Source organism: Pseudomonas sp. S10E 269, assembly GCF_002798465.1.
GTDB classification, from domain to species: Bacteria; Pseudomonadota; Gammaproteobacteria; order Pseudomonadales; family Pseudomonadaceae; genus Aquipseudomonas; species Aquipseudomonas pergaminensis.
Genome location: NZ_PHIJ01000001.1, coordinates 571,751 through 592,449 on the forward strand (window position 1 = coordinate 571,751; position 20,699 = coordinate 592,449).

Sequence of the window (20,699 nt, forward strand, 5' to 3'; positions counted from 1 at the left end):
CATTACCCCGACCTGTAGGAGCCCGGCTTACCGGCGATGGCGTCCTTGATGGCCCTATCGCCGGCAAGCCGGGCTCCTACAAGGAATTGCGGAGGTTGAGCAAGGGTTCAACGCAGCAGCTTGCTATCCAGCACCACCGACGACTCGCCAATGATGCTCTCTGCCAACTGCACGAACTCCGCCGTCGTGATGCTGTTGGCGCGCATTACCGCTTGCGCGAGGTCATCCAGGGAGCGCTTGTTGTGAGTCTTCACGCGAATCTCGCGATCCAGTTCCTGCAGCATCACCACCGCCCGTGACACCGTCGCACCACTGACGTGCTCACCGCGCAGGCTGGTCACCTCCTTGCCTTCCTTCGTCAACCGCGCCTGTATCGCCTGATACCGCTCATCGGTGATGCCACCGGCGCGGCGCACCAGTTCGATGCCGTAGTACTCGGCCAGGCCTTCGCTGATCCAATCACTGGTGTCGTGGTCATTGAAGCGCCCGATTGCCTGCACCACTTCCCGCACCAACGGGCTGCTGCCGTTTTCGCTGACCAGTGGGGTGCGGCTGTTGAGGTAGATCGAGTCGCGCGCCGAGAACGCGCCACGGCGCATCGGATCACTGGCGCCCACCACCAGCAGTTTCGCCGGATGCCGCGGGAAAGCGGCCTCCACCTGCGGCCAGACAAAGGTTAGCAACGTCAGCACATCCATGCGGCGCATGGCCTGGCCTTTGGGCGAGGCCACGGTGACTTCTGTCTCGCCCAGGCGCACGCGGCGGCTGCCGAGGTTGCCGGCGAGCATCCAGCCGGTGGGGCGGTCGAACAGGCGGGAAACGTTATCGATGCGGAATGTGCGCTTGCCGATGCGCGGCCAGGCGGTTTCGACGCTTTTCCAGCCGGCCGGCAGCTCGAACACCAGGCGCGAGACCAACTCGATGCCGTCCTGCTGGTCGAGCCGCGCCGGCGGCACCAGGTCTTCGCCGCGAAACAGCGCCCAGCTCGGCGTCATCCGCGCCTCAAAAGTACCGGGTTTGCGCGCATGGGTAAGGCGCACACGGTAGGTGAGGCTGGCTTTGCTGGCGCTGGGTTGCCACACGCCTCGGTGCTCATTGACGCTCCACTGGCCGTCGGCCTTGAAGTCGCTGTAGTCACCGTCGTGGCCGAGGTCGAAGTTGAGGCTGCGTACCACCGAGCCCTGGGACAGGCTCACACGCACCTCGGCCTGATCGCTCTGGGGCAGGAGCTTGACGTGGTAGTCCAGGTCGACTTTCTTCGCGCACCAGGCCGACGTGCTCAGCGCCAGCAGCACGACCGATGCCGCCAGCTTGAATCCCACCCTCATACCCACTCCTTGTTCAGCCCGCGCGAAAAATCAGGTAATCCTCCCAGTCATCCTCGGGCACGCTGCCTTCGCTGAGCATGCGCCCGGACTGGGAAATGCGTTCATGGTGCACGGCATCACGGTCGCCACAGACCAGGTGGTGCCACAACGGCAGGTCCTTGCGCTCGCTGACCAGGCGGTAGCCACAAGTCGGTGGCAGCCATTTGAACTGGTCGGCCTGGCCTGGGGTGAGCTGGATGCAATCCGGCACCGACGCACGGCGGTTGGGGTAGTCAGTGCACTGGCAGGTTTTCAGGTCGAGCAGTTTGCAGGCGATACGCGTGTAATAGACGCTGTTGTCGTCTTCGTCCTCAAGCTTTTGCAGGCAGCACAGGCCACAGCCGTCGCACAACGACTCCCACTCCTCCTGATCGAGGTGTTCAAGGGTTTTGCGTATCCAGAAGGGTTCGACTTTGGCGGCCATGGCTCTACATCAGTATCGGTAGGTGAAAAGGCCGCCAGTCTAGTGCCCACGGCGCCTGGAACCAAGCGCTAGCGACTGGCGGTGTAACAACACTTGTCAGTCTAGTGGCCGCGCAGTAGTTTTGAGCGCCGAATTGACGATCAGGAACTGCTCATGACCCGTGTTGCCGATTATCCGATCCACACCCAGTTCACCGACCGCTGGTCACCTCGCGCCTTCACCGGCGAGAGCATCTCCAAGGACACCCTGCTGAGCTTCTTCGAAGCCGCACGCTGGGCACCCTCCGCCTACAACTCGCAGCCGTGGCGTTTTCTCTACGCGCGCCGCGACACGCCAGACTGGGAGCGTTTCCTGGGTTTGCTGAATGAATTCAACCGTAACTGGGCGCAGCATGCATCGGCCCTGGTGATCATCGCCTCGAAAACCGACTTCACCGCCCCCGGCGCCACCGAAGAAACCCCGGCCCTGTGGCACACCTTCGACACCGGTTCCGCCTGGGGCCACCTGGCGCTGCAGGCTAGCCTCAGCGGCTGGCACACCCACGGCATGGCCGGATTCGATCAGGAGCTGACCCGCAAAGAGCTGAAAATCCCGGAAGGTTATGCACTGCATGCCGCCGTGGCGATCGGCAAATTGGGGGACAAGTCGAGCTTGCCGGAATACCTGCAAGGTCGCGAAGCCCCCAGCCCGCGCAAGCCGCTGAGCGAGCTGGTGTCAGAAGGCGATTTCAGCCTGTAGCACCACGTTAAGGCTGCCCCCGAGGGGGCAGTTGCAACGTCTACGCGATCAACCCACGGAACTGCGCCCTGAGCTTGTCAGCGTCACGCAGGAAATCGTCCCGGTGTATCGCAAACGTTGCGTCATCAAAGTGCAGGATATCCTGGGGCGGGAAGTCGAAATCCACCGGATAGACCTTGTTCTCTTTAGCCGAGTACATAAAGTTGGACAGCTGAACATCGTTGGGAAACATCTCTTTCTTCAGCAGGTCTGCCAACATCTCATCGAGTGCCGCTTTAGCCTGCGGCGGCAGACTGCGCGGTGCAAGGGCATCCAGCGAGACCCCGTCTATTTTTTTCATTTTCAGGTAGCCGCGGCCGTTTTCGAACAGGGCCACGGCAAACCCTTCGCCGTAATACTCGTTCAGGCACTGCGCTTGCCGCTCGAAGTAGTCAGGCACTTTTTGATGGCCCGACGTTCGCGTCTCCTTGTAGACATGGACGCCGTCGAGGCTTTCGTAAAGACGGCTCTCGGAGCCACCGCCGATCATCCGCCCAAGGTCCGAGCCAACGCTGGGCGGGTTCCCCCCCATCGCCCCCAAGCGTATCCACTGGTCACCCTGCACATGCTGAACCAGCAGCGGAGTCTGCCGATTGGCACTGTAGATGCGCGCCTGCACCACGCCCTCGGGGGTGCGCGTGACTTCCCGGACTTCATAGACTGCCGCCCGGCCACTGTCGTCGATATGCCGGATATGGGACGTGTGACCATCCGCCGCCACATACACGCCCTGGCTGTTGCGCGAGCGCCCGGCAAGAGTGGATTTGGGTACTTTGTACTCGCGAAACAGCTTGTTGCTCAGCTCCCGACCCGGTGCCACTTCCACTGTCGCCAGCACACCGTCGACCGCGCGTGCCTTGGCGGTAAAATCTTCCAGCGGGTTGCCATAAGCCTGCATCCTGTCCACGTCAAAGCTATACCACTTACCGTCCTTGAGCACCGCGCCGCCTTCAACCGTCTGGCCGGCCAGCTTGAAGGTGCCGGTGGCCGCCACACCGTGCTGTGCGCTCGCAGCCTTCAGCACGTCATAGCTTGCGGTGCCTCCGCGGAGTTTATTGACAGCCCGCACTCCCAGGCGGCTGCCTTTGCTCAATAGCCAGGCGCTCCCAAGCGCCAAGTCACCGAGGCCCGCCAGCGGGTTGAAGGCCTCAATGGCTGCCAGGCCGACAAAGCGCAGTGCATTGGCCAACCCGCGAATGCTGGTAAACCCCTTGGAAAAGGCTTTGCCGGCCTGGGCGGCTTTGCCCGCACCGAAGCTCAACAAACCCACCACATCCAGCGCCAGGTCCACCGCCCCCTCGCCATAATTGCCCTTGATGAAGTTGACGATGGCGGACCTGAACGGGATCAGGTTCAAGAAGAACTCACCGATGGCGTGGACGACATCCCGCGCCTCATCGTAGGAGGTGATGCCCCTGGCGTACGTCAACAAGTCCTTATTTTTCAAGTCCAGGGAACGGGCGAACACATCGCCAATGGCGTCGAAGCGGTCGCCACCCGCCCCCTGCCCCTCATTGATCGTGCCCAAGAGCACGGTCTTACTGACCAGGTTCGCGTTCCGGGTCTCCATGTTCTTGGCGGTGTATGGCTGCGCATAGTGATCCCTCAGGTAGTTCTGTTTCTCGATCTTGCCGCTGCGGGTATCCAGCTCATAGACGTTGACCTCCCCATCACGCGTGGTCTTGACCTGCAGGGTATGCCCACGCGTCTTGAGGGTAAGCGGGGTCAGGAAATCCGTGGCCATGGTGTATTGATTGGTGTGGAAGAACTCCAGCTTGCCATGCTTGAAGTTGTTCCTGTCCTTCAGTGGCAATGTGGAAATAAGGTAGCTGGCCAGGCCTTTGTGCCCCTGCTCCAGCGATTGAATGGCCTGGTCGTACTGACGCTTGAAGGCCTCGGCCACCTTGAAGGCGCCGCCTTCATACAGCTCACAGAAACGCGTGACGGGGATTCGGGCGTCGTTGGACAACCAATGTTCCTGCGACCCCAGTACGGCCCCCTCCATTACAATATCGAGCATTGAACGCATCCCCGGAAAAAGCCCGGGGCGTCCTGGCCTGAGCCAGGCTTTCTGGATAGCGCGGATCTCGAACACACTCGGATCCACGCCTGGAAAACACTCCTTGAGTCTGGCCAAGGCCATTTCCCGACGGCTGGGAACCTCGACCTGCACGGCGGCGCTGGCGTTCATCAACGCGCTCAATTGACTGTTATAGGCCGTGCGTGCGCGCTCCAGGTCACTGTCAGTCAAGGGCGATGCGGCATCGAGCACATCGTTGGCCACGGCCCAGTCGGTCAAGGCCTTACGCTGCATGGGCTGGATATCCAGACCGTCAGCACTTATTTGCCCCGACTTCGCCAGCACTTCGGCGTAGCTCATTGAGCGCGCAGCCCCTGGCGAATCCGCTTCGACCTTGGCGACCGCCATTGCCAGTTGGGCCCAGGTAAGGCTTCCATACGTGACAGTGGCAGGAATGTCCTTGACCAGAAACTCGGGCGCCGTCGACGCCAGCAGCAGGTGCGCCGCCAGCGTAGCGGTTTGAGACGTCGCCCGCCCCTGCTCGACCAGATGGCGCTCCAAGCCCTTAACCACCACGGACGCCGGCATGCCCCAGTGCGCGCTCTGCCCAAGGTCAAAGCCGCCGATCGGGCTGGCTTGCCCAAGCTGCGGAGCCAGCCCGAGCTGGAGGGCGGCCATCACGTAATCATGCAGGCTTGTGTCAGTCGGCAAACCACCGAGTTCGTCCTGGATGACCCGTCCCAGTGCCTGGGCCTTGGGGGAAGCCAGCAGCTTTTGCAAGGCGAGTGCCGGGTCTTGCAGGTCGGCGTTGGTCACCGCACTGCCGCTGAGCAAATACCCCAACACGCCCTTGCGACTGTCCGGCATCACCTCGAGGATGGCTTGCCGTTGCGGCGCCGTCAGCGGAATCGGCCAAGAGAGCGCGCCGCCGAAATTGCCCAGTGCCGGCGCGGCTGCGGGACTGGCCCGCACGCTTTCAGTGGGTCTGGAGACTGTTGGGGCAGGGCTTTGCGCCTTCCCCGTTTGAATGAATGGGACAGAAGCGCGGGAAGCATTGAGGACGATCATGGATTTCACCAGTCCGTGGCCAAGAGGTCACTCTTGGTGCCGGAACCTGGCAAAACGGTTCCAGCAGGACGGTGAAACGTGATCAGTAACCGCGTTCGAAATCCACTTCGCCGCGCAGCGCTTGCTTGGCCTGATACGCCCGCAGGTTTTGCACAAACAGCGCCACCATCAATTCAGGCGAAGTCGGCGCCGAACTGTGGCCGGTGAGCAGCAGCCCCCAGGCTGTCCAGAACGGATGACGCTGTGGCAGCGGTTCCTGGCGGCACACATCAATCACCGCGCCGGCCAGATGCCCTTCTTTCAGGGCCTCGACCAAGTCCGCATCCACCACCGCCACTCCGCGCCCGACGTTGATGAACAACCCGGTCGGCTTGAATTGCTTGAACAGCGCCGCGTCGTACAGGTCATGGGTGTTCGGCGTGTTGGGCAGCAGGTTGATCACATAGTCCACCTCCCCCACCAGCCGGCCCAATTGGTCGAGCCCGGCCACTTCGATAAACGGCGCCTGCTCGCGCGCAGCGCTGGCAATACCGTAGAGCTTCACGCCGAACGGCAGCAGGAACTCGGCGACGCTCTGGCCGATATCGCCAGTACCGACGATCAGCGCCTTGCGCCCCGCCAGGCTCTGGCCCATGCGGTTGTCCCATTTGCGCTCGACCTGGCTGACCAGGCGCGCCAGCACTTCACGTTCGTGGCCGAGCATGTAGGTGAGCACGAATTCGGCCATGACCTGGCCAAAGATGCCAACAGCCCGGGTCAGGCGATAATCGCGGGGTAGGCCTTCGGCCAGCAATGGCGTGATGCCAGCCCACGTCGATTGCAGCCATTGCGGCTGATGGCCTTGACGCAACAAAGTGGCCAACAGGTCCGGCTGACCCAGCCATACCGGGCAATCGGCGGCCAGGCGCGACAGTTCGGCCGAGTCGCCGCTGGTGAGCACTTCAAGGTCAGGTGCCGCTTCGCCCAGCAGTTGGGCGTAGAGCGGGTGATCCTGTTCAGCAATCAGAACACGCATGCTTAAAACCTTTCAAAAACAGTACGGGCGGCCGCCCGCATCCTTACGGCCACCGCCCACTTATACGATTCCATTGAAGCACGCGCCCCGGACGGGGCACGGATCGATCACATCGGGTCGTTGCGGCGCAGCAGCTCTTCGGGCAAGTGTTCGATGTACTCGTCCTCGGCCGGTGGCATTTGCAGGTGATAGCCCTGCTTGTCGAGGTTTTCCAGGACCACGGCGATGTCCTCGCGGGACAGCTTGCGCTCCGGCGTCAGCACCATGTCAAACGCGTGATGGGCCTTGCCGAAGGCTTCCATCAAGGGTTCCGGCACGCGCTCCAGGGCGTCGCTTTTCAGCACGTAAAGGTACATCCCGTCTTTTTTCTTGCTGCGATAGATGGAGCAGATACGTTTCAAGGCTGTTCTCCGGCAGTGGCCAGGCTGTCGAGCAGCGCCTGGCCCATCAACTCGCGGCGCCAGCCACGCAGCGAGTCTGGCAATTTATAAGGCCCATCGGGATAGCCGCTTTTGACCAGGGCTTCGAGGGTTTTCTTGCGCAGCATCAGTTCCGGCGCCATGTCCAGGCGTTCGGCCTCTGCTTGACCAAGGGCGCGCAGTTGCTTGATCAGTGCGGCGGCATCCACCGGCAACGGTTCGGCAACGGCAGGCGGCCATTGGTCCATGGGCACGCTGCCGGCACGCTTGATCAGGTCCAGCAGGAACTGGCCGTCCTGACGCACGGTACGCGGGTGCATGTCTTCGATCTTGCCCAGCGCGGCGAGGTTATCCGGCTGGGATTTGGCCAGGGGCCACAATGAGTGTTCGCGAATGATGCGGTTGCGCGGCAGGTCCCGGGCACGGGCTTGTTGCTCGCGCCAGGCGCACAGTTCACGCAGCACGGCGAGCTGGGCGCGGGACAGCTTCCACGCCAGCTTGGCGTCGCGATACACCTCGTAAGGGTCGACTTCGCGGCGCAGGTTGGCGACCAATTCGGCGCCGTCCTCCAGCACCCAGGCGTATTTGTCATCCGACAGCTGCGGGCGCAGGCGGATGTACACCTCGGCCAGGTGCACCGCGTCTTCGGCGGCGTAGCTGACCTGCGTCTCGGACAATGGCCGCTGCAGCCAGTCCGAACGGGTCTCGCCCTTGGGCAGTTCGATATCCAGCACGGCTTGCACCAGGCGCGAATAGCCCATGGAGAAACCGAGGTTTAGGTAAGCCGCCGCCAATTGGGTGTCGAACAACGGCACCGGCAGGCTGCCGGTCAGGCGCAGCAACACTTCGAGGTCTTCGCTGCAGGCGTGCACCACCTTGATCACCGCCGGGTTTTCCAGCAAGGCGGCCAGGGGTTGCCAGTTGTCGATGGTCAGGGGGTCGATCAGGTAAGCGCGAACGCCATCACCGATCTGGATCAGCCCGGCAATGGGATAAAAGGTGTCGACCCGCATGAATTCGGTGTCGAGGGCGACGAATGGCAACTGCTGCCATTCGGCGCAATGCTGGCCGAGGCTATCGTTGTCGCAGATCCAGTGAATATCGATGGCCACACGGCTCTCCCTTGAAGAATGGCGCGCAGTATATATCGCGAAAGGGGCTAGCGAGCATCCGCAGTGCACAGGCGACCATGAAAACTCAGACAGGAGATGAAGAATAGTCCGACAGGCGGGAGTTATCCTCTCTTACGCAGCACGTAGACCCGCCACAGGCTTGAGCCTGGCATGAACTCCTGATGGTGCAGGACCTTGAAGCCGGCCCCGCGGAACTCGTCTTCTACGGCCGTGCGCGCATTGACGGAGACAATCACCGTGTCGCGGCTGACCCGGTGGAACTCGCGCAACAGGGCCAATCGCCCTTCGCTGCTGGGGACATGGCGAAACAATTCCAGGCAGAAAATGCAGTCCACCGCATTCGCCGACAAGCCAATGGAAAACGCCGAACCCTGAAACGTCTTGACGCGCTTGAGCAACGACGCCGGGTGGTGGGTGCGGGCGTGGTCGAGCATGTCCTGGGAATTGTCCGAGGCCAGGATCACTCGGTTGACGTGCTCGGCCAGCACCGGCCAGAAACGTCCCGAGCCGCACGCCAGGTCCAATACCAGCCCAGGTTCGCCGGCCACTTTCAGGGCCTGGCGCACCAACCATTCGTCGCGCCACGACGCCAGGCGCCGGCGCAACCCCGGCGGGCGCGTATCACCGCACACCCTGGCGTGCTCGCGGTCACAGCGCTCGGCGTATTCGATCTCGATAGAAGAAGGTGGTTGTGGCGACATCGCGGGCTCAGGTGAGTTGAACGGTAGTGAACGACCTTGATTCGCAGCTTAACCACTGCAATGTCAAAAAAAGGTCGAAGCCGTCACTGCCGTAGCCCCGATCACGCCTGGTGCAGATACCAGCGCCAATCCTGCTCGCCCACTTCGCCCATGAACTGGCGGTATTCGGCGCGCTTGACGGCCAGGTACACACCCAGGAATTCACTGCCGAACGCGTCCCGCGCCCAACTCGACCCTTCCAGGGCACGCAGGGTGGTCAACCAGTCGGTAGGCAGCAACTCCTTGGCCTGGGCATAGCCATTGCCTTCAACCGGAGCGCCGGGGTCGCGTTGTTCACGGATGCCGCGATGGATACCGGCCAGGATCGCAGCGGCGGCCAGGTAAGGATTGGCGTCGGCGCCGCAGATACGGTGTTCGATATGCCGGGAGTTGGCCGGACCGCCCGGCACGCGCAAGCTGACGGTGCGGTTGTCCACCCCCCAGGTGGCGGCCAGGGGTGCGTAGCTGTTGGTCTGGAACCGACGGTAGGAGTTGGCGTTGGGGCAGAACAGCAGCAGCGAGTCGAGCAAGGTGCTGAGCATGCCGCCCACCGCCTGGCGCAGCAGCGGCGTGCCGTCGGTGGCCTCGCTGGCGAACAGGTTATTGCCCTCGGCATCCGCCAGGCTCACGTGCATGTGCATGCCGGTGCCCGCCAAGTCGTCGAACGGCTTGGCCATGAAGCAGGCGGTCATCCCGTGTTTATGCGCCACGCCCTTGACCAGCCGCTTGTAGCGCACGGCTTCGTCCATGGCTTGCAGAGCGTCGGTGCGATGCTCCAGGGTGATTTCCACTTGGCCCGGCGCGTATTCGGAAATCGCCGTGCGCGCAGGAATGCCCTGCAGTTTGCAGGCGCTGTAGAGGTCGGCAAGGAAGGGTTCGATCTGCTCCAGCTCACGCAGGCCGTAGACCTGGGTCGAGCGTGGGCGCCCGCCATCCACATCGCGCGCCGGTTGCGGGCGGCCATTGCCGTCGGGCTTCTGGTCGAGCAGGTAGAACTCCAGCTCTGCCGCCATCACCGGGTAATAACCGTCGGCCTTGAGGCCATCGATCACCTTGGCGAGCAAATGCCGGGGGTCGGCCACAGTGGCGGGCAAGCCTTCGGTGGGGTGCATGCTGACTTGCACCGCAGCGGTAGGGATCAACCGCCACGGCATGCGTTGCAAACTGCCGCTGATCGGGTAAGCGCGGCAGTCGATGTCACCCACCTCCCAGACCAGACCCGAGTTTTCCACGTCGTCGCCGTTGATGGTCAGCCCCAGGATAGTACTGGGCAAGGGGCGGCCGCTTGCATACACCGCCAGCAGTTCATCGCGGTGCAGCAACTTGCCGCGTGGTACGCCGTTATTGTCGAGGATAAACAGCTCGAACATCTCGATGTCCGGATGCTGTTCGAGAAAAGACTGGGCTTCGTGCAGGCAGGCAAAAACACTCATGGGCATTCTCATACGTATGTGTCGGGCAGGCGCACAGGTGCGCGCCATCCTGGGGATGGATCAACGTAGGAATGAGGTGTCTGGTGGGCGTGCGTGTCGGCAGTGGAACAGGGCCCAGAACGCGAGATCGGACGGCAGTGTCGCGGGGTGGGTGTCGGAGGAGCCGTCCATGCGGTAATCACAGTGCTAGAGATAAACGCCAGCGTCACACGCCTGCATAGGTGGTTAAATTCAGGGTTGACGGAGTTTGGTTGCAACCTGGCTAAACATTCACCGCGCCTTGCCACCTGGCCCAGTGCTGGAAATAATGAGCGCCCAGCCCATGCCCCAAGGACTCGACCGCATGAAAGTTCCTTTCGCCCTGTGTGTACTCGGCCTGGCAACCAGCGCCCTGGCCGACACCGCCCCTTCGCGCCTGGACGAGGTGCTCAAGCGCGGCACGCTCACGGTCTGCACCACCGGCGACTACAAGCCCTACACCGCCTTGCGCGCCGACGGCCGCTATGAAGGCATCGACATTGCCATGGCCGAGTCCCTGGCCAAGAGCCTCAACGCCACCATCCAATGGGTGCCCACCACCTGGAAAACCCTGATGCCGGACTTCCTGGCCCAGCGCTGTGACATCGCCGTGGGCGGGATTTCGGTGTCCCTGGAACGCCAGAAGAAGGCGTTCTTCAGCCAGTCCCTGGGCGTCGACGGCAAGATCCCACTGGTGCGGTGCGACGATGTGAAGCGTTACCAGACCGTCGAGCAGATCAACCAGCCCCAGGTGCGGGTGATCGAACCGGCAGGCGGCACCAACGAAGTATTCGCCCGCGCCCACCTGGGCCAGGCGCAAATCCGTTTGCACGACAACGTAACCATCTTCGACGAACTGCTGTCGGGCAAGGCCGACGTGATGATCACCGACGCCAGCGAAGCGCGTTACCAGCAGAAGCTCAAGCCCGGGCTGTGTGCGGTCAACCCGGAGCGGCAGATGCAGTACAGCGAAAAAGCCTTTTTGCTGCCGCGTGATGACGTGGCCTGGAAGAGCTATGTCGATCAATGGTTGCACCTGAGCGTCGCCACCGGGGTGTATGACGGCATCGTCAACCAATGGCTGGCGGCGCCTTGAGCCAAGGCCGTCTACGCTGTGGTCACACCAACAATAACGAGGGATGGGCCATGAAGGGACTGCTCCGACTCAGCTGGCTGCTGCTGTTGTGTTTCAGCCAGGTGCACGCCGCGACGACTCAGGATGAGGACGCGCAGGCGGCCAAGGCGCTGCTGGAAAAAGCCTTGGCTTACTACCAGAGCAACGGCGACAGGGCCTTTGCCGCTTTTAGCCGGCAGGGCGAATTCGTCGACCACGACCGCTATGTGTTTGTGGTCGACACCCAGGGCGTGCTGCTGGCCAGTGGCGGGCCCTCCTCCGCCTTGATCGGCCGCGATGTGTCTGAAGTGCTGGGCCCGGATTTGCGCCAGTCGTTCAAGGACGCACTCAAGCGCCCGGAAGGCCAGGGCATCCAGCAGGCCGATTACCGCTGGCAGAACTGGAACGACGGCAAGGTCGAGCATAAACATGTGTTTTATCAGCGCGTGGGCGAACGCATTCTGGCGGTGGGTTATTACTTGCCACGGGCTACGCCGGAACAGGCCAGGGCCTTGCGCAACAAGGCGGTGAACGCGTTGCTCAAGGATGAAACCGGTACGCTCAAGGCCATCAACTCATTGCAGGGGGGATTCTTGCAGGATGATCTCTATGTGTTTGTGGTCGACCTGGATACCCAGCGCTATGTGGCCCACGGCACTAATCTGCGGCTGGTCAACACTGACTTCAGCAAGATCAAGGACCCGGACGGGAGGCCGGTTGGGGAGCCGATTCTCAAGCTGATGGCGGAGCAGGATCAGGGGGAATACAAGTACCGTTGGAAGAACCCGGTGACCGATAAGGTTGAGAATAAGCATGCGTATGTGCGCAAGGCGGGGCATTTCATGGTTGCGGTGGGGTATTACAGCCCTTGATGGGGTCTTGAAATGCGATGGTCTGTGGGGGGTTGCTCCCCCAATTTCGCTGCCCCCCCCCGATCCAAAACTGTAGGAGCTGGCTTGCCAGCGATGGCGGCCTGACAGCCAACCACAATCTAACTGTCATCCCGCGATCCAAATGTGGGAGCTGGCTTGCCTGCGAAGGCGGCCTGACAGCCGACCTGGATGTTGGATCAGACCAAGTACATATCCGTTATTCAGGTAACGGCTGCTATGGGTTCCGCCCTTACGGCGGGTCACTTTGGAAAAGCCCCAAAGTAACCAAAGGGCTCTTGCCCCAACACTCGGCACCTCGCCTAGGCTCGGTGTGCCCGTAATCCGACAGGTATTTGGGGGGCCGCCGCCACGCGCCATCCATGGCGCGGGGCGGCTAAACCGGCATCCCTGCCGGTTTACCCCCCAAATCCCTGTCGAATTCCGGCCAGCGTGTTTGACGGGGCGCCTGAGATCAAAAGCGAGATCAAGATCAAGATCAAGATCAAGGGCGGCTCGCTTCGCATCGTGGGTACGGTTGCGTTGGTGGCTGTTTAGTGTTCCTGCAGTTATTTAGCCTTGTCCTCACGGCCGCGTAGCACTCGGTTCGGCATTGCGATTGCCGCTGCGAGGCCCAGCAGGGACACTGCTGCGCTCACCATCAGCAAATGCCTGAACGTCACTGCCAGTTCTGCGCGCAGGGCGTCTTGCGCCGGGCCGGGGGCGGCGTTGAGGCCGTCGAGCAGTACGTTGCCGGAGGTGCCTTCCGCCAAAGGTGCACCGCTGGCCAGGTGGGCGAAGCTGGAGTCCTGCAGCAGCGCCAGCAGCAGCGCCGACATGCACGCTACCCCTACTGCTCCACCAAGGGAGCGGAACAGGTTGGTGGTGCTGGTGGCGACGCCGATGTCGCGCTGGTCCACCGAGTTTTGTGTGCCCACCAACGAAGTGGGGAATTGCATGCCGGCGGCGATCCCGCACAGCAGCATGAACATCGCCGTCAGCCCCACTGCCTGGGGCGCGCTCAGGGCCATGCCGAGGATCGCGAAGGGGCTCAGCAGCGCACCGCTGAGGATCATCGGTTTATAGCGCCCGGTCACCGACGTCATGCGCCCGGCAAAATAGGCGCCCATCGGCAAGCCCATGGCCAGCGGCAGCAGGTGCAGGGCCGCGCTGTCGGCACCGGAGCCGGTCACGGTCTGATAACGCAAGGGCATCAGTACCGTCAGGGAAATCGCCTGGAAACTGGTGAAAAAGATCGTGCACCAGCACAACACCGCACTGCGGTTAGCGAACAGGTGCATCGGCAGCAGCGGCTCGCGTGCACGGCGCTCGTGCCACACGAATAACGTCAACGCCACCAGAGCAGCCAGCAACAGCCCCAGCACTTCGTCGTCACGCCAAGGGTGGCCCTGGCCGATTTCGGTGATGCCCAGCAGCAAGGCGGTCAGGCCGATGATCATGAGCACGGTGCCGAGGTAATCGATGATCGGCTTGCGCTGCGGTACCGGCAGCCCGACCAGGGTGCGATGGGCCACGTACCAGGCGCCGGCGCCCAAGGGCAGGTTGATCAGGAACACCCAGCGCCACGACAGGTACTCGGTCATGTAGCCGCCGAGCACCGGCCCGGCGACGCTGGCCACCGCGTACATGCTGCTGAAATAGCCCTGGTAGCGCCCGCGTTCGCGGGGCGGGATGATGTCGCCGATGATCGCCTGGCTCACCGAGATCATGCCGCCGGCGCCGATGCCCTGGAGGATCCGCGCCAGCACCAGTTGCTCCATGCTTTGCGCCATGCCGCAGAACAGCGAGGCCAGGGTGAACAGGCCCATGCCGATCAGCATCATCGGCCGCCGCCCGTAGAGGTCGCCGAGCTTGCCGTAGATCGGCACCGCCACGGTCATCGCCACCATGTAGCCGGAGATGACCCAGGCCAGCAGGTTGACGTCATGGAACTGGGCGGAGATAGCGGGCATGGACACGGCGACAATGGTCTGGTCCAGGGCCCCCAGGAAGATCGCCATCATCAGTGAGGCGAGGATGCTGCGCACAGCAGGCAGCGGCGGAACGGGCGGGTTAAGGTGCGTCACGGCAGAACCTTCGAGCAGGGCCCGTGGGAAAAGGCGGCCCACGGGAATGCTCGATACGATAGCAGGCTATTCGATAGCTTCGTAAGGAAGTCCGACGTAATTTTCCGCGATGGTCGTGCGCCCTGCCTCGGAGTGGATGAAGTACTCAAGTTCACTTTCGGCGATGCGCTGGCTGAAGCCGTCTGCCTCGGGAAACTGATGCAGCATCGAGGTCATCCACCAGGAAAACCGCTCGGCTTTCCACACCCGCCGCAGGCAGATGGCGGAGTAGCGTTCCAGCAAGTCCACGCGCCCTTCGCCGTAGACCTTGAGCAAGATCCGATACAGCGTGCTCACATCACTGGCCGCCAGGTTCAAGCCCTTGGCGCCGGTGGGCGGCACGATGTGCGCCGCATCCCCCAGCAGGAACAGGCGCCCATACTGCATCGGCTCCACCACGAAACTGCGCAGCGGCGCGATGCTTTTTTCGATCGAGGGGCCGGTGACCAAGCCCTCGGCGAGGTGGCTGGGCAGACGCGTTTTCAGTTCGTCCCAGAAGCGCGCATCGGGCCATTCATCAATCGGTTCGTCCACCGGCACCTGCAGGTAATAACGGCTGCGGGTCGGTGAACGCATGCTGCACAAGGCAAAGCCACGCGGGTGTTTGGCATACACCAACTCCGCGTGCACCGGCGGTGTGTCGGCGAGGATGCCCAACCAACCAAAAGGATAGACCCGTTCGAAGACGCTGAGCGATTCGGCTGGGATTGATTGACGCGCGACACCGTGGAAACCATCGCACCCCGCGATGTAGTCGCACTCCAAGCGATAGGCCTCGCCCTGATGTTCAAAGGTCAGCCAGGGCTGATCACTTTTGAGCCCGTGGGGCTGCACATGGCTGGCTTCATACAGGGTAGTGGCGCCTGCGGCGGCGCGGGCGGCCATGAGGTCGCGGGTGACTTCGGTCTGGCCGTAGATCATCACCGACTGGCCACCGGTCAGCGCCTTGAGGTCGATGTGGGTAAGCTGTCCGTTCAGTGCCAATTCGAACCCGTCATGCACCAGGCCTTCGCTATCCATACGGTGGTTGACGCCCGCCTGCCTCAGCAGGTCGACCATGCCTTGCTCCAGCACCCCGGCACGGATACGGCCTTGCACGTAATCGGCGCTCTGGCGCTCTAGGATAAGGGTCTCGATACCGGCGTTGTGCAGCAGTTGGCCGAGCAACAGTCCCGAGGGACCGGCGCCGATAATGGCGACTTGGGTTTTCAGCATTTTCATTATTTTTATCGCCCGCAAGCTCCACCCGAACGGATAGGGTGAAAGAATTGTCATTGGTCTTGTAGCTGACATTTTTCACTTGAGTGGTCGGTATAAGAAGGTGAAAACTGAGCCAAAGCCTGCGCTTTTTGCCAATCGGGGCGATTACCGCACCACTCTCCTGGGTATCGGACTGAAACCATGACCAAAACCGCGATTCCGGTCTTCAAGCTTTACGGGGAAAACCAGCAATGGCCGACCCCCGATTTGTTGCACTGTGAAACCATTTCCCGGCGCAGTCGGGAATACCAGTGGGAAATCCAGCCCCACCGGCACGCGGACCTGTGCCAATTGCTGTATGTGCACAAAGGCCAGGCAGAGTTGGAAATCGAAGGCCAGCGCTCCACCCTGAACGAAGCGACATTGCAGGTATTGCCGCCGCTGTGCGTGCACGGGTTTCGTTTTTCCGAGGACGTCGAAGGCTACGTGGTGACGCTCGCCGCGCCACTGGTCAGCCACTTGCAAACCCAGCTGGGCACCACGGTGGACGGCTTGCAGGCGCTGGGCAACTACCCGGCGGGCAAGGACAGTGACTACCTGAACAGCCAGTTCGCGCGCCTGCAGGATGAATACGCCGACGAACAGCCGGCACGGGACATGATGATGCATGCACTGGTCAGCGTGCTGCTGGTGTGGATCAGCCGCCAGGCCATCCAGCGTCGCCACCCACGGGCGCCGAGGGGGCGCGAGTACTTTCGACGCTTTACCCAGTTGGTCGAGCAGCATTACCGCGAACACCCGAAGATCGAAGACCTGGCCCACAAACTGGGCATCTCGGTCTCTCACCTGAACGGCACGTGTCGGGAATTGGGTGGGCAGCCTGCGCTGCAGATCATGCACGATCGCCAACTGCTGGAGGCCAAGCGCTTGCTGACCTACACCAGCATGACCATCAATGAAATGTCGGAGGTGTTGGGTTTTTCCGACCCGACCAACTTCTCTCGACTGTTCCGTCGCCGGGTCGGGTTCTCACCGAAGGCGTTTCGCGAGCAACTGAAAACCGAAGCACCACCCAATTGAGTGTGGAAGCCCGCTCCCACTTTCAGATGCCCGGCTGTCCGCTTTTAACGCAAAGCGCTGAAGCTGCCGGTATGGGGAACGCATTGATCCTGATGGCAGCTGATCGCAAAGGTTGGCTGCATACGGGTCTGCTCCACGCGGTAGGCGGCGGTCCCGTAAAGCGCGCTGGCGATGGCGCACAGGCTGACAATCATCAGGTACTTTCTGGTTTTAATGCTCATGGCACAGACCTCTGAGCGGATCTACACGGTGCTATTCAAAGCATAGGTCAACAGCGCCAAGTTGCCATTATCGGGCGACATTCAACCTCTTTATGTCGGCCTAGAGACCGACGTCCCACGCGGGCTCTTCCGGGAACCTCAGCACCAGGAAATCCAGCAGGCTGCGCAGCGCCGAAGGCATGTGCTTGCGCGAGGCGTACACGGCGTAGATGTTCATCTGCCGGGGCTCGGCCTCGGGCAGCAGGCGGACCAGTTCGCCGCGTCGGATGTAATCGCCGGCCTGGTAGCTGGGCAGCATCGACACCCCGGCCCCGGCCAGCGTCACGCGCAGCAGGGTGCTGGCTTCGTTGGAGGTGATGTTGCCGTTGATGGGCACCGAGACGTGCTCGCCGCCTTCTTCGAAATGCCACAGGCTTTTGCCGAAGTAGGAATGGGTGAGGCAGTTATGCCCTGCGAGGTCTTCGACTTTCTGCGGCGCCGGATGGGCCTGTAAATAGGCCTGCGAGGCGCACACCACGGAGCGACAAACGGTGAGGCGTCGGGCAATGAGGTTGGGGTCCAGGTCGTTGCTGGTACGGATGGCCAGGTCGATGCGCTCATCCACCAGGTTTACGGTGCGGTCGAGCATTTGCAGGTCAACGGTCACCAGCGGGTAGCGCCTGACGTATTCAGCGATGGCCTCGGCCAATTGCGCCTGGCCGAACGAGGTGCTGACACTCAGGCGCAGCAGACCCCGTGGCGCGTCATCGGGCTCGCTGACGGCGGCCTGCATATCGCTGCTCAGTTCCAGCATTTGCCGACAGCGTGGCAGGGTTTCAATCCCCGCCGCCGTGAGGCTCAGCTTGCGCGTGGTGCGGTGCAGCAGGCGCGCGCCGACCCAGTCTTCCAGCTCGGCCAGGTAGCGTGACACCACTGGGCGCGAGAGGTCCAGATGATCGGCCGCGGCGGACTGGCTGCCCAGGTCCACCACCGTGACAAACACGCGCATTGCTTGAAGACGATCCATGATTTGCCCGATTTTAGAAACAAACTATGTCCCAGCATCGCATTTTTAGTCTGGTTTTGTGCAACTAAGCTCTGTGCATCCCTTACCGATGCTGGAGCTACCCGATGTTCTCAACCTTCAAGCGCTTGACCCTGGCGACCGCCGCCCTGGCCTTTGCCGCCCATGCGACCGCCGCCGACCTGAGCCTGGAGGTGTACAACCCCGGCGAAGCGGCAATCTTCCCGGTCAGCTCAGTGCTGGTCAGCGGGGCCAAGGACGCAATCCTGGTAGACGCCCAATTCGGCAAAGGCCAGGCCGAGCAACTGGTGCAGAAGATCCGCGCCAGCGGCAAACACCTCACCACCATCTACATCAGCCACGGCGACCCGGACTACTACTTCGGCCTCGACACACTCACGGCGGCCTTCCCCGACGCAAACGTGCTGGCCCCGCAACCCGTGGTCGACCACATCAAGGCGACCGTGGCCGGCAAACTTGAGTTCTGGGGCCCGAAAATGGGGGCCGACAAACCCGCCAAGACCATCGTGCCGCAGGTACTCCAAGGCCACAGCCTGAGCCTGGAAGGCCAGCAGTTGGACGTGATCGGCCTGGACGGCCCGCAGCCGGATCGCACCTTTGTGTGGATCCCGTCGATCAAGGCCGTGGTCGGCGGCGTGGTTGTCGCCGAAAACATTCACGTGTGGATGGCTGACACCCAGAGCGAGCAATCCCATAAAGATTGGCTGGCTACCCTGCAGCGCATCGAAGAGCTGAAACCGCGCACCGTGATCCCGGGCCACTACCTGGGCACACCGTCACTGAAATCCGTGGCCTTTACCGCCGACTACATCAAGGCCTTCGACGCCGAGACCGCCAGGGCCAAGGACTCCGCCGCCCTGATCACGGCCATGAAAAAGCGTTATCCCACCCTTGCCGACGAAAGCTCGCTGGAACTCGGCGCCAAAGTCGCCAAGGGCGAGATGAAGTGGTGATGGGTTTTAACCCCTGACGAACTGGAGAACGACATGAGCAAGATCGCAATCATTGGGGCCACCGGCCGTGCGGGTAGCCAACTGTTGGAAGAAGCCTTGCGCCGTGGGCATAGCGTTGTGGCCATTGCGCGTAATACCGACACGCTGGCGGCGCGCCCTGGCGTCACCGTCAAGCAAGTGGATGCACTGGATGCCGCCGCCCTGCAACAGGCCGTGAGCGGCAGCGACGTGGTGATCAGCGCGGCGCATTTCGCCACCCTGCCCGCCCCAGCCGTGATCGGGCCGGTGAAGAAAGCCGGGGTGAAACGCTTGCTGGTGGTGGGCGGTGCCGGTTCACTGCTGCTGCCGGGTGGCGGTCGGGTGATCGACAGCGAAGGTTTCCCGGCGGAGTACAAAGCCGAAGCCAGCGCAGGGGCAGCGTTTCTCGACACGCTGCGTCAGGAAAAAGAGCTGGATTGGACCTTCCTGTCGCCCTCGGCGGAATTCGTCGAAACCGAGCGCACCGGCACATTCCGTGTGGGCCAGGACGATCTGCTGGTGAGCAGTGAAGGCCGCAGCTGGATCAGCTTTGCCGACTACGCCATCGCCCTGATCGACGAAGTGGAAACACCCAAGCACTCGCGCCAACGCTTCACCGTCGGCTACTGACACCCCCTCCCTTGTAGGAGCCCGGCTTGCCGGCGATGGCGATTTCAAGGTCGCCATCGCCGGCAAGCCGGGCTCCTACAACGGGGATTTGGCGTTCATGACCAGCCAGTTCATCAGGGCCTCCAGCCCTGCCGAAGGCTCGGTACCCGGTGGATACACCAGGTAATACCCCATCCCCGTCGGCACCCTCAGTTCAAACGGCGTCGCCAACCGCCCTGCCTTCAAATCCTCGCCAATCAACGCACTGTCGCCAATTGCCACGCCGGAACCTTGGGACGCCACCGTCATCGCCAAGTCCAGCGTTTCAAAATGATGCCCCTGGCTCAAATTGCTCAGTCGCGTATTCGCCGCCTTCAGCCACAGCGCCCAATCCCGCTCATCCCGCGTGGGGTGCAGCAGCACTTGTTGCTGCAGGTCTGCTGGTGTGTGCAAGGCACCGAGCAAAGCCGGCGCGCACACCGGGGTGAGTTGTTCATCGAACAAATGCCGCGCCTGCGCCGACTGCTCGGCGATGGGTGCGTAGATCACCGCTGCGTCGAATTGCTCGCGGCGAAAGTCCACGGTGTAGGCCACGGTGGTGGTGAGTTCCACGGGGACGTCCGGGCGCTCCTTCTGCCATTGCATCAGGCGTGGCAGCAGCCAGCGCATCACACAGGTGGAGGCCTTGAGTTGCAGGGTCTGGCGGCGACTGCCGATCTGCTCGACCGCCTCGCCGATCAGGCCAAACACCTGGTGTGCGCGCAGGGACCATTCGCGGCCTTCTTCGGTCAGGCTCAAGCCCCGCGCCTGGCGTTGGAACAGCGCGTAGCCCAAATGGCTTTCCAGCCCGGCAATCTGCCGGCTCACCGCGCCCTGGGTGATGTGCAGTTGCTCGGCGGCGCGGGTGAAGTTGCAGCACTGGGCCGTGACCCAGAAGGTGTGCAACGCGGGCAGCGGCGGAAGGCGTTTCATAAGGGCTGAGCCATGACGTGAGGACATGGCTAGTATGACTTTTTATCGATTGTTGCCGCTACGGGCCAGCCGGTCCAATAACGCCTCACCTCAACAATA

General features: G+C 62.2%; 19 protein-coding genes. 6 read left to right on the plus strand and 13 right to left on the minus strand.

Annotated elements, in window-relative coordinates; all coding sequences use genetic code 11:
- Positions 1 to 107 precede the first annotated feature (107 nt).
- Positions 108 to 1,328, minus strand: coding sequence for a hypothetical protein (locus CWC48_RS02755; protein ID WP_100491293.1), 1,221 nt, complete (start codon positions 1,326 to 1,328; stop codon positions 108 to 110).
- Positions 1,329 to 1,341: 13 nt separating this feature from the next.
- Positions 1,342 to 1,791 (minus strand): YcgN family cysteine cluster protein, encoded by a 450-nt coding sequence (locus tag CWC48_RS02760; protein ID WP_003172524.1) that lies wholly within the window; start codon positions 1,789 to 1,791, stop codon positions 1,342 to 1,344.
- A gap of 153 nt (positions 1,792 to 1,944) precedes the next feature.
- Here CWC48_RS02760 and CWC48_RS02765 point away from each other — a divergent pair, with 153 nt between their 5' ends.
- Positions 1,945 to 2,529 carry a nitroreductase family protein gene (locus CWC48_RS02765; RefSeq protein ID WP_078047400.1) on the plus strand — a complete coding sequence of 195 codons (585 nt, stop codon included), beginning with the start codon at positions 1,945 to 1,947 and terminating at the stop codon, positions 2,527 to 2,529.
- A gap of 40 nt (positions 2,530 to 2,569) precedes the next feature.
- Here the strand turns inward: CWC48_RS02765 and CWC48_RS02770 are convergent, their stop codons facing one another.
- From CWC48_RS02770 to CWC48_RS02795, 6 genes are all read right to left on the minus strand, one after another.
- Positions 2,570 to 5,560, minus strand: a complete 2,991-nt coding sequence (locus CWC48_RS02770; RefSeq protein WP_100491294.1) for a hypothetical protein — start codon at positions 5,558 to 5,560, stop codon at positions 2,570 to 2,572.
- 178 nt (positions 5,561 to 5,738) lie between these two features.
- Positions 5,739 to 6,671 carry a D-2-hydroxyacid dehydrogenase gene (locus CWC48_RS02775; protein ID WP_078047397.1) on the minus strand — a complete coding sequence of 311 codons (933 nt, stop codon included), beginning with the start codon at positions 6,669 to 6,671 and terminating at the stop codon, positions 5,739 to 5,741.
- 107 nt (positions 6,672 to 6,778) lie between these two features.
- Positions 6,779 to 7,072, minus strand: coding sequence for a YcgL domain-containing protein (locus CWC48_RS02780; protein WP_003189597.1), 294 nt, complete (start codon positions 7,070 to 7,072; stop codon positions 6,779 to 6,781).
- A complete protein-coding gene (gene rnd / locus CWC48_RS02785) occupies positions 7,069 to 8,202 on the minus strand; it encodes a ribonuclease D (protein ID WP_078047396.1) in 1,134 nt (377 codons plus the stop codon). The genes CWC48_RS02780 and rnd overlap by 4 nt, the downstream gene beginning before the upstream one ends.
- Positions 8,203 to 8,324: 122 nt before the next feature.
- A complete protein-coding gene (locus CWC48_RS02790) occupies positions 8,325 to 8,924 on the minus strand; it encodes a class I SAM-dependent methyltransferase (protein WP_100491295.1) in 600 nt (199 codons plus the stop codon).
- A gap of 101 nt (positions 8,925 to 9,025) precedes the next feature.
- Positions 9,026 to 10,396: a glutamine synthetase family protein gene (locus CWC48_RS02795; protein ID WP_078047394.1), complete on the minus strand. Its 1,371-nt coding sequence runs from the start codon at positions 10,394 to 10,396 to the stop codon at positions 9,026 to 9,028.
- A gap of 343 nt (positions 10,397 to 10,739) precedes the next feature.
- Here CWC48_RS02795 and CWC48_RS02805 point away from each other — a divergent pair, with 343 nt between their 5' ends.
- Together CWC48_RS02805 and CWC48_RS02810 are read left to right on the plus strand one after the other, a co-directional pair.
- Positions 10,740 to 11,510 carry a transporter substrate-binding domain-containing protein gene (locus CWC48_RS02805; protein WP_099494380.1) on the plus strand — a complete coding sequence of 257 codons (771 nt, stop codon included), beginning with the start codon at positions 10,740 to 10,742 and terminating at the stop codon, positions 11,508 to 11,510.
- 50 nt (positions 11,511 to 11,560) lie between these two features.
- Positions 11,561 to 12,400 carry a cache domain-containing protein gene (locus CWC48_RS02810; protein WP_100491297.1) on the plus strand — a complete coding sequence of 280 codons (840 nt, stop codon included), beginning with the start codon at positions 11,561 to 11,563 and terminating at the stop codon, positions 12,398 to 12,400.
- Between the two features lie 566 nt (positions 12,401 to 12,966).
- Here CWC48_RS02810 and CWC48_RS02815 read toward each other — a convergent pair.
- Together CWC48_RS02815 and pobA are read right to left on the minus strand one after the other, a co-directional pair.
- Positions 12,967 to 14,484, minus strand: a complete 1,518-nt coding sequence (locus CWC48_RS02815; RefSeq protein ID WP_078050882.1) for an MDR family MFS transporter — start codon at positions 14,482 to 14,484, stop codon at positions 12,967 to 12,969.
- A gap of 66 nt (positions 14,485 to 14,550) precedes the next feature.
- On the minus strand, positions 14,551 to 15,735 hold the full coding sequence (gene pobA / locus CWC48_RS02820; protein ID WP_177409522.1) for a 4-hydroxybenzoate 3-monooxygenase: 1,185 nt from the start codon (positions 15,733 to 15,735) through the stop codon (positions 14,551 to 14,553).
- 189 nt (positions 15,736 to 15,924) lie between these two features.
- Between pobA and CWC48_RS02825 the strand changes: the two genes are divergently transcribed.
- Positions 15,925 to 16,803 (plus strand): helix-turn-helix domain-containing protein, encoded by an 879-nt coding sequence (locus tag CWC48_RS02825; protein WP_099494378.1) that lies wholly within the window; start codon positions 15,925 to 15,927, stop codon positions 16,801 to 16,803.
- A 44-nt stretch (positions 16,804 to 16,847) separates the two neighbouring features.
- On the opposite strand, the gene CWC48_RS30320 is transcribed toward CWC48_RS02825, so the two are convergent.
- Positions 16,848 to 17,024 (minus strand): hypothetical protein, encoded by a 177-nt coding sequence (locus CWC48_RS30320; RefSeq protein WP_177409469.1) that lies wholly within the window; start codon positions 17,022 to 17,024, stop codon positions 16,848 to 16,850.
- A gap of 100 nt (positions 17,025 to 17,124) precedes the next feature.
- Positions 17,125 to 18,030: a LysR family transcriptional regulator gene (locus CWC48_RS02830; RefSeq protein ID WP_100491299.1), complete on the minus strand. Its 906-nt coding sequence runs from the start codon at positions 18,028 to 18,030 to the stop codon at positions 17,125 to 17,127.
- 104 nt (positions 18,031 to 18,134) lie between these two features.
- Between CWC48_RS02830 and CWC48_RS02835 the strand changes: the two genes are divergently transcribed.
- Together CWC48_RS02835 and CWC48_RS02840 are read left to right on the plus strand one after the other, a co-directional pair.
- Positions 18,135 to 19,001, plus strand: a complete 867-nt coding sequence (locus CWC48_RS02835; protein ID WP_078047387.1) for an MBL fold metallo-hydrolase — start codon at positions 18,135 to 18,137, stop codon at positions 18,999 to 19,001.
- A 33-nt stretch (positions 19,002 to 19,034) separates the two neighbouring features.
- Positions 19,035 to 19,649, plus strand: a complete 615-nt coding sequence (locus CWC48_RS02840) for an NAD(P)-dependent oxidoreductase (RefSeq protein ID WP_099494377.1) — start codon at positions 19,035 to 19,037, stop codon at positions 19,647 to 19,649.
- 75 nt (positions 19,650 to 19,724) lie between these two features.
- Here CWC48_RS02840 and CWC48_RS02845 read toward each other — a convergent pair whose 3' ends face one another.
- Complete coding sequence (locus tag CWC48_RS02845; protein WP_099494376.1) at positions 19,725 to 20,600, minus strand: LysR substrate-binding domain-containing protein; 876 nt, start codon at positions 20,598 to 20,600, stop codon at positions 19,725 to 19,727.
- Positions 20,601 to 20,699 lie beyond the last annotated feature (99 nt).

Excerpts from the sequence above, each read along its gene's own strand:
- CWC48_RS02755 (WP_100491293.1), bottom strand. The coding sequence starts at position 1,328 with ATGAGGGTGGGATTCAAGCTGGCGGCATCGGTCGTGCTGCTGGCGCTG.
- CWC48_RS02760 (WP_003172524.1), bottom strand. The coding sequence starts at position 1,791 with ATGGCCGCCAAAGTCGAACCCTTCTGGATACGCAAAACCCTTGAACAC.
- CWC48_RS02765 (WP_078047400.1), top strand. The coding sequence starts at position 1,945 with ATGACCCGTGTTGCCGATTATCCGATCCACACCCAGTTCACCGACCGC.
- CWC48_RS02775 (WP_078047397.1), bottom strand. The coding sequence starts at position 6,671 with ATGCGTGTTCTGATTGCTGAACAGGATCACCCGCTCTACGCCCAACTG.
- CWC48_RS02790 (WP_100491295.1), bottom strand. The coding sequence starts at position 8,924 with ATGTCGCCACAACCACCTTCTTCTATCGAGATCGAATACGCCGAGCGC.
- CWC48_RS02795 (WP_078047394.1), bottom strand. The coding sequence starts at position 10,396 with ATGAGTGTTTTTGCCTGCCTGCACGAAGCCCAGTCTTTTCTCGAACAG.
- CWC48_RS02805 (WP_099494380.1), top strand. The coding sequence starts at position 10,740 with ATGAAAGTTCCTTTCGCCCTGTGTGTACTCGGCCTGGCAACCAGCGCC.
- CWC48_RS02810 (WP_100491297.1), top strand. The coding sequence starts at position 11,561 with ATGAAGGGACTGCTCCGACTCAGCTGGCTGCTGCTGTTGTGTTTCAGC.
- CWC48_RS02825 (WP_099494378.1), top strand. The coding sequence starts at position 15,925 with ATGACCAAAACCGCGATTCCGGTCTTCAAGCTTTACGGGGAAAACCAG.
- CWC48_RS30320 (WP_177409469.1), bottom strand. The coding sequence starts at position 17,024 with ATGAGCATTAAAACCAGAAAGTACCTGATGATTGTCAGCCTGTGCGCC.
- CWC48_RS02830 (WP_100491299.1), bottom strand. The coding sequence starts at position 18,030 with ATGGATCGTCTTCAAGCAATGCGCGTGTTTGTCACGGTGGTGGACCTG.
- CWC48_RS02835 (WP_078047387.1), top strand. The coding sequence starts at position 18,135 with ATGTTCTCAACCTTCAAGCGCTTGACCCTGGCGACCGCCGCCCTGGCC.
- CWC48_RS02840 (WP_099494377.1), top strand. The coding sequence starts at position 19,035 with ATGAGCAAGATCGCAATCATTGGGGCCACCGGCCGTGCGGGTAGCCAA.
- CWC48_RS02845 (WP_099494376.1), bottom strand. The coding sequence starts at position 20,600 with ATGAAACGCCTTCCGCCGCTGCCCGCGTTGCACACCTTCTGGGTCACG.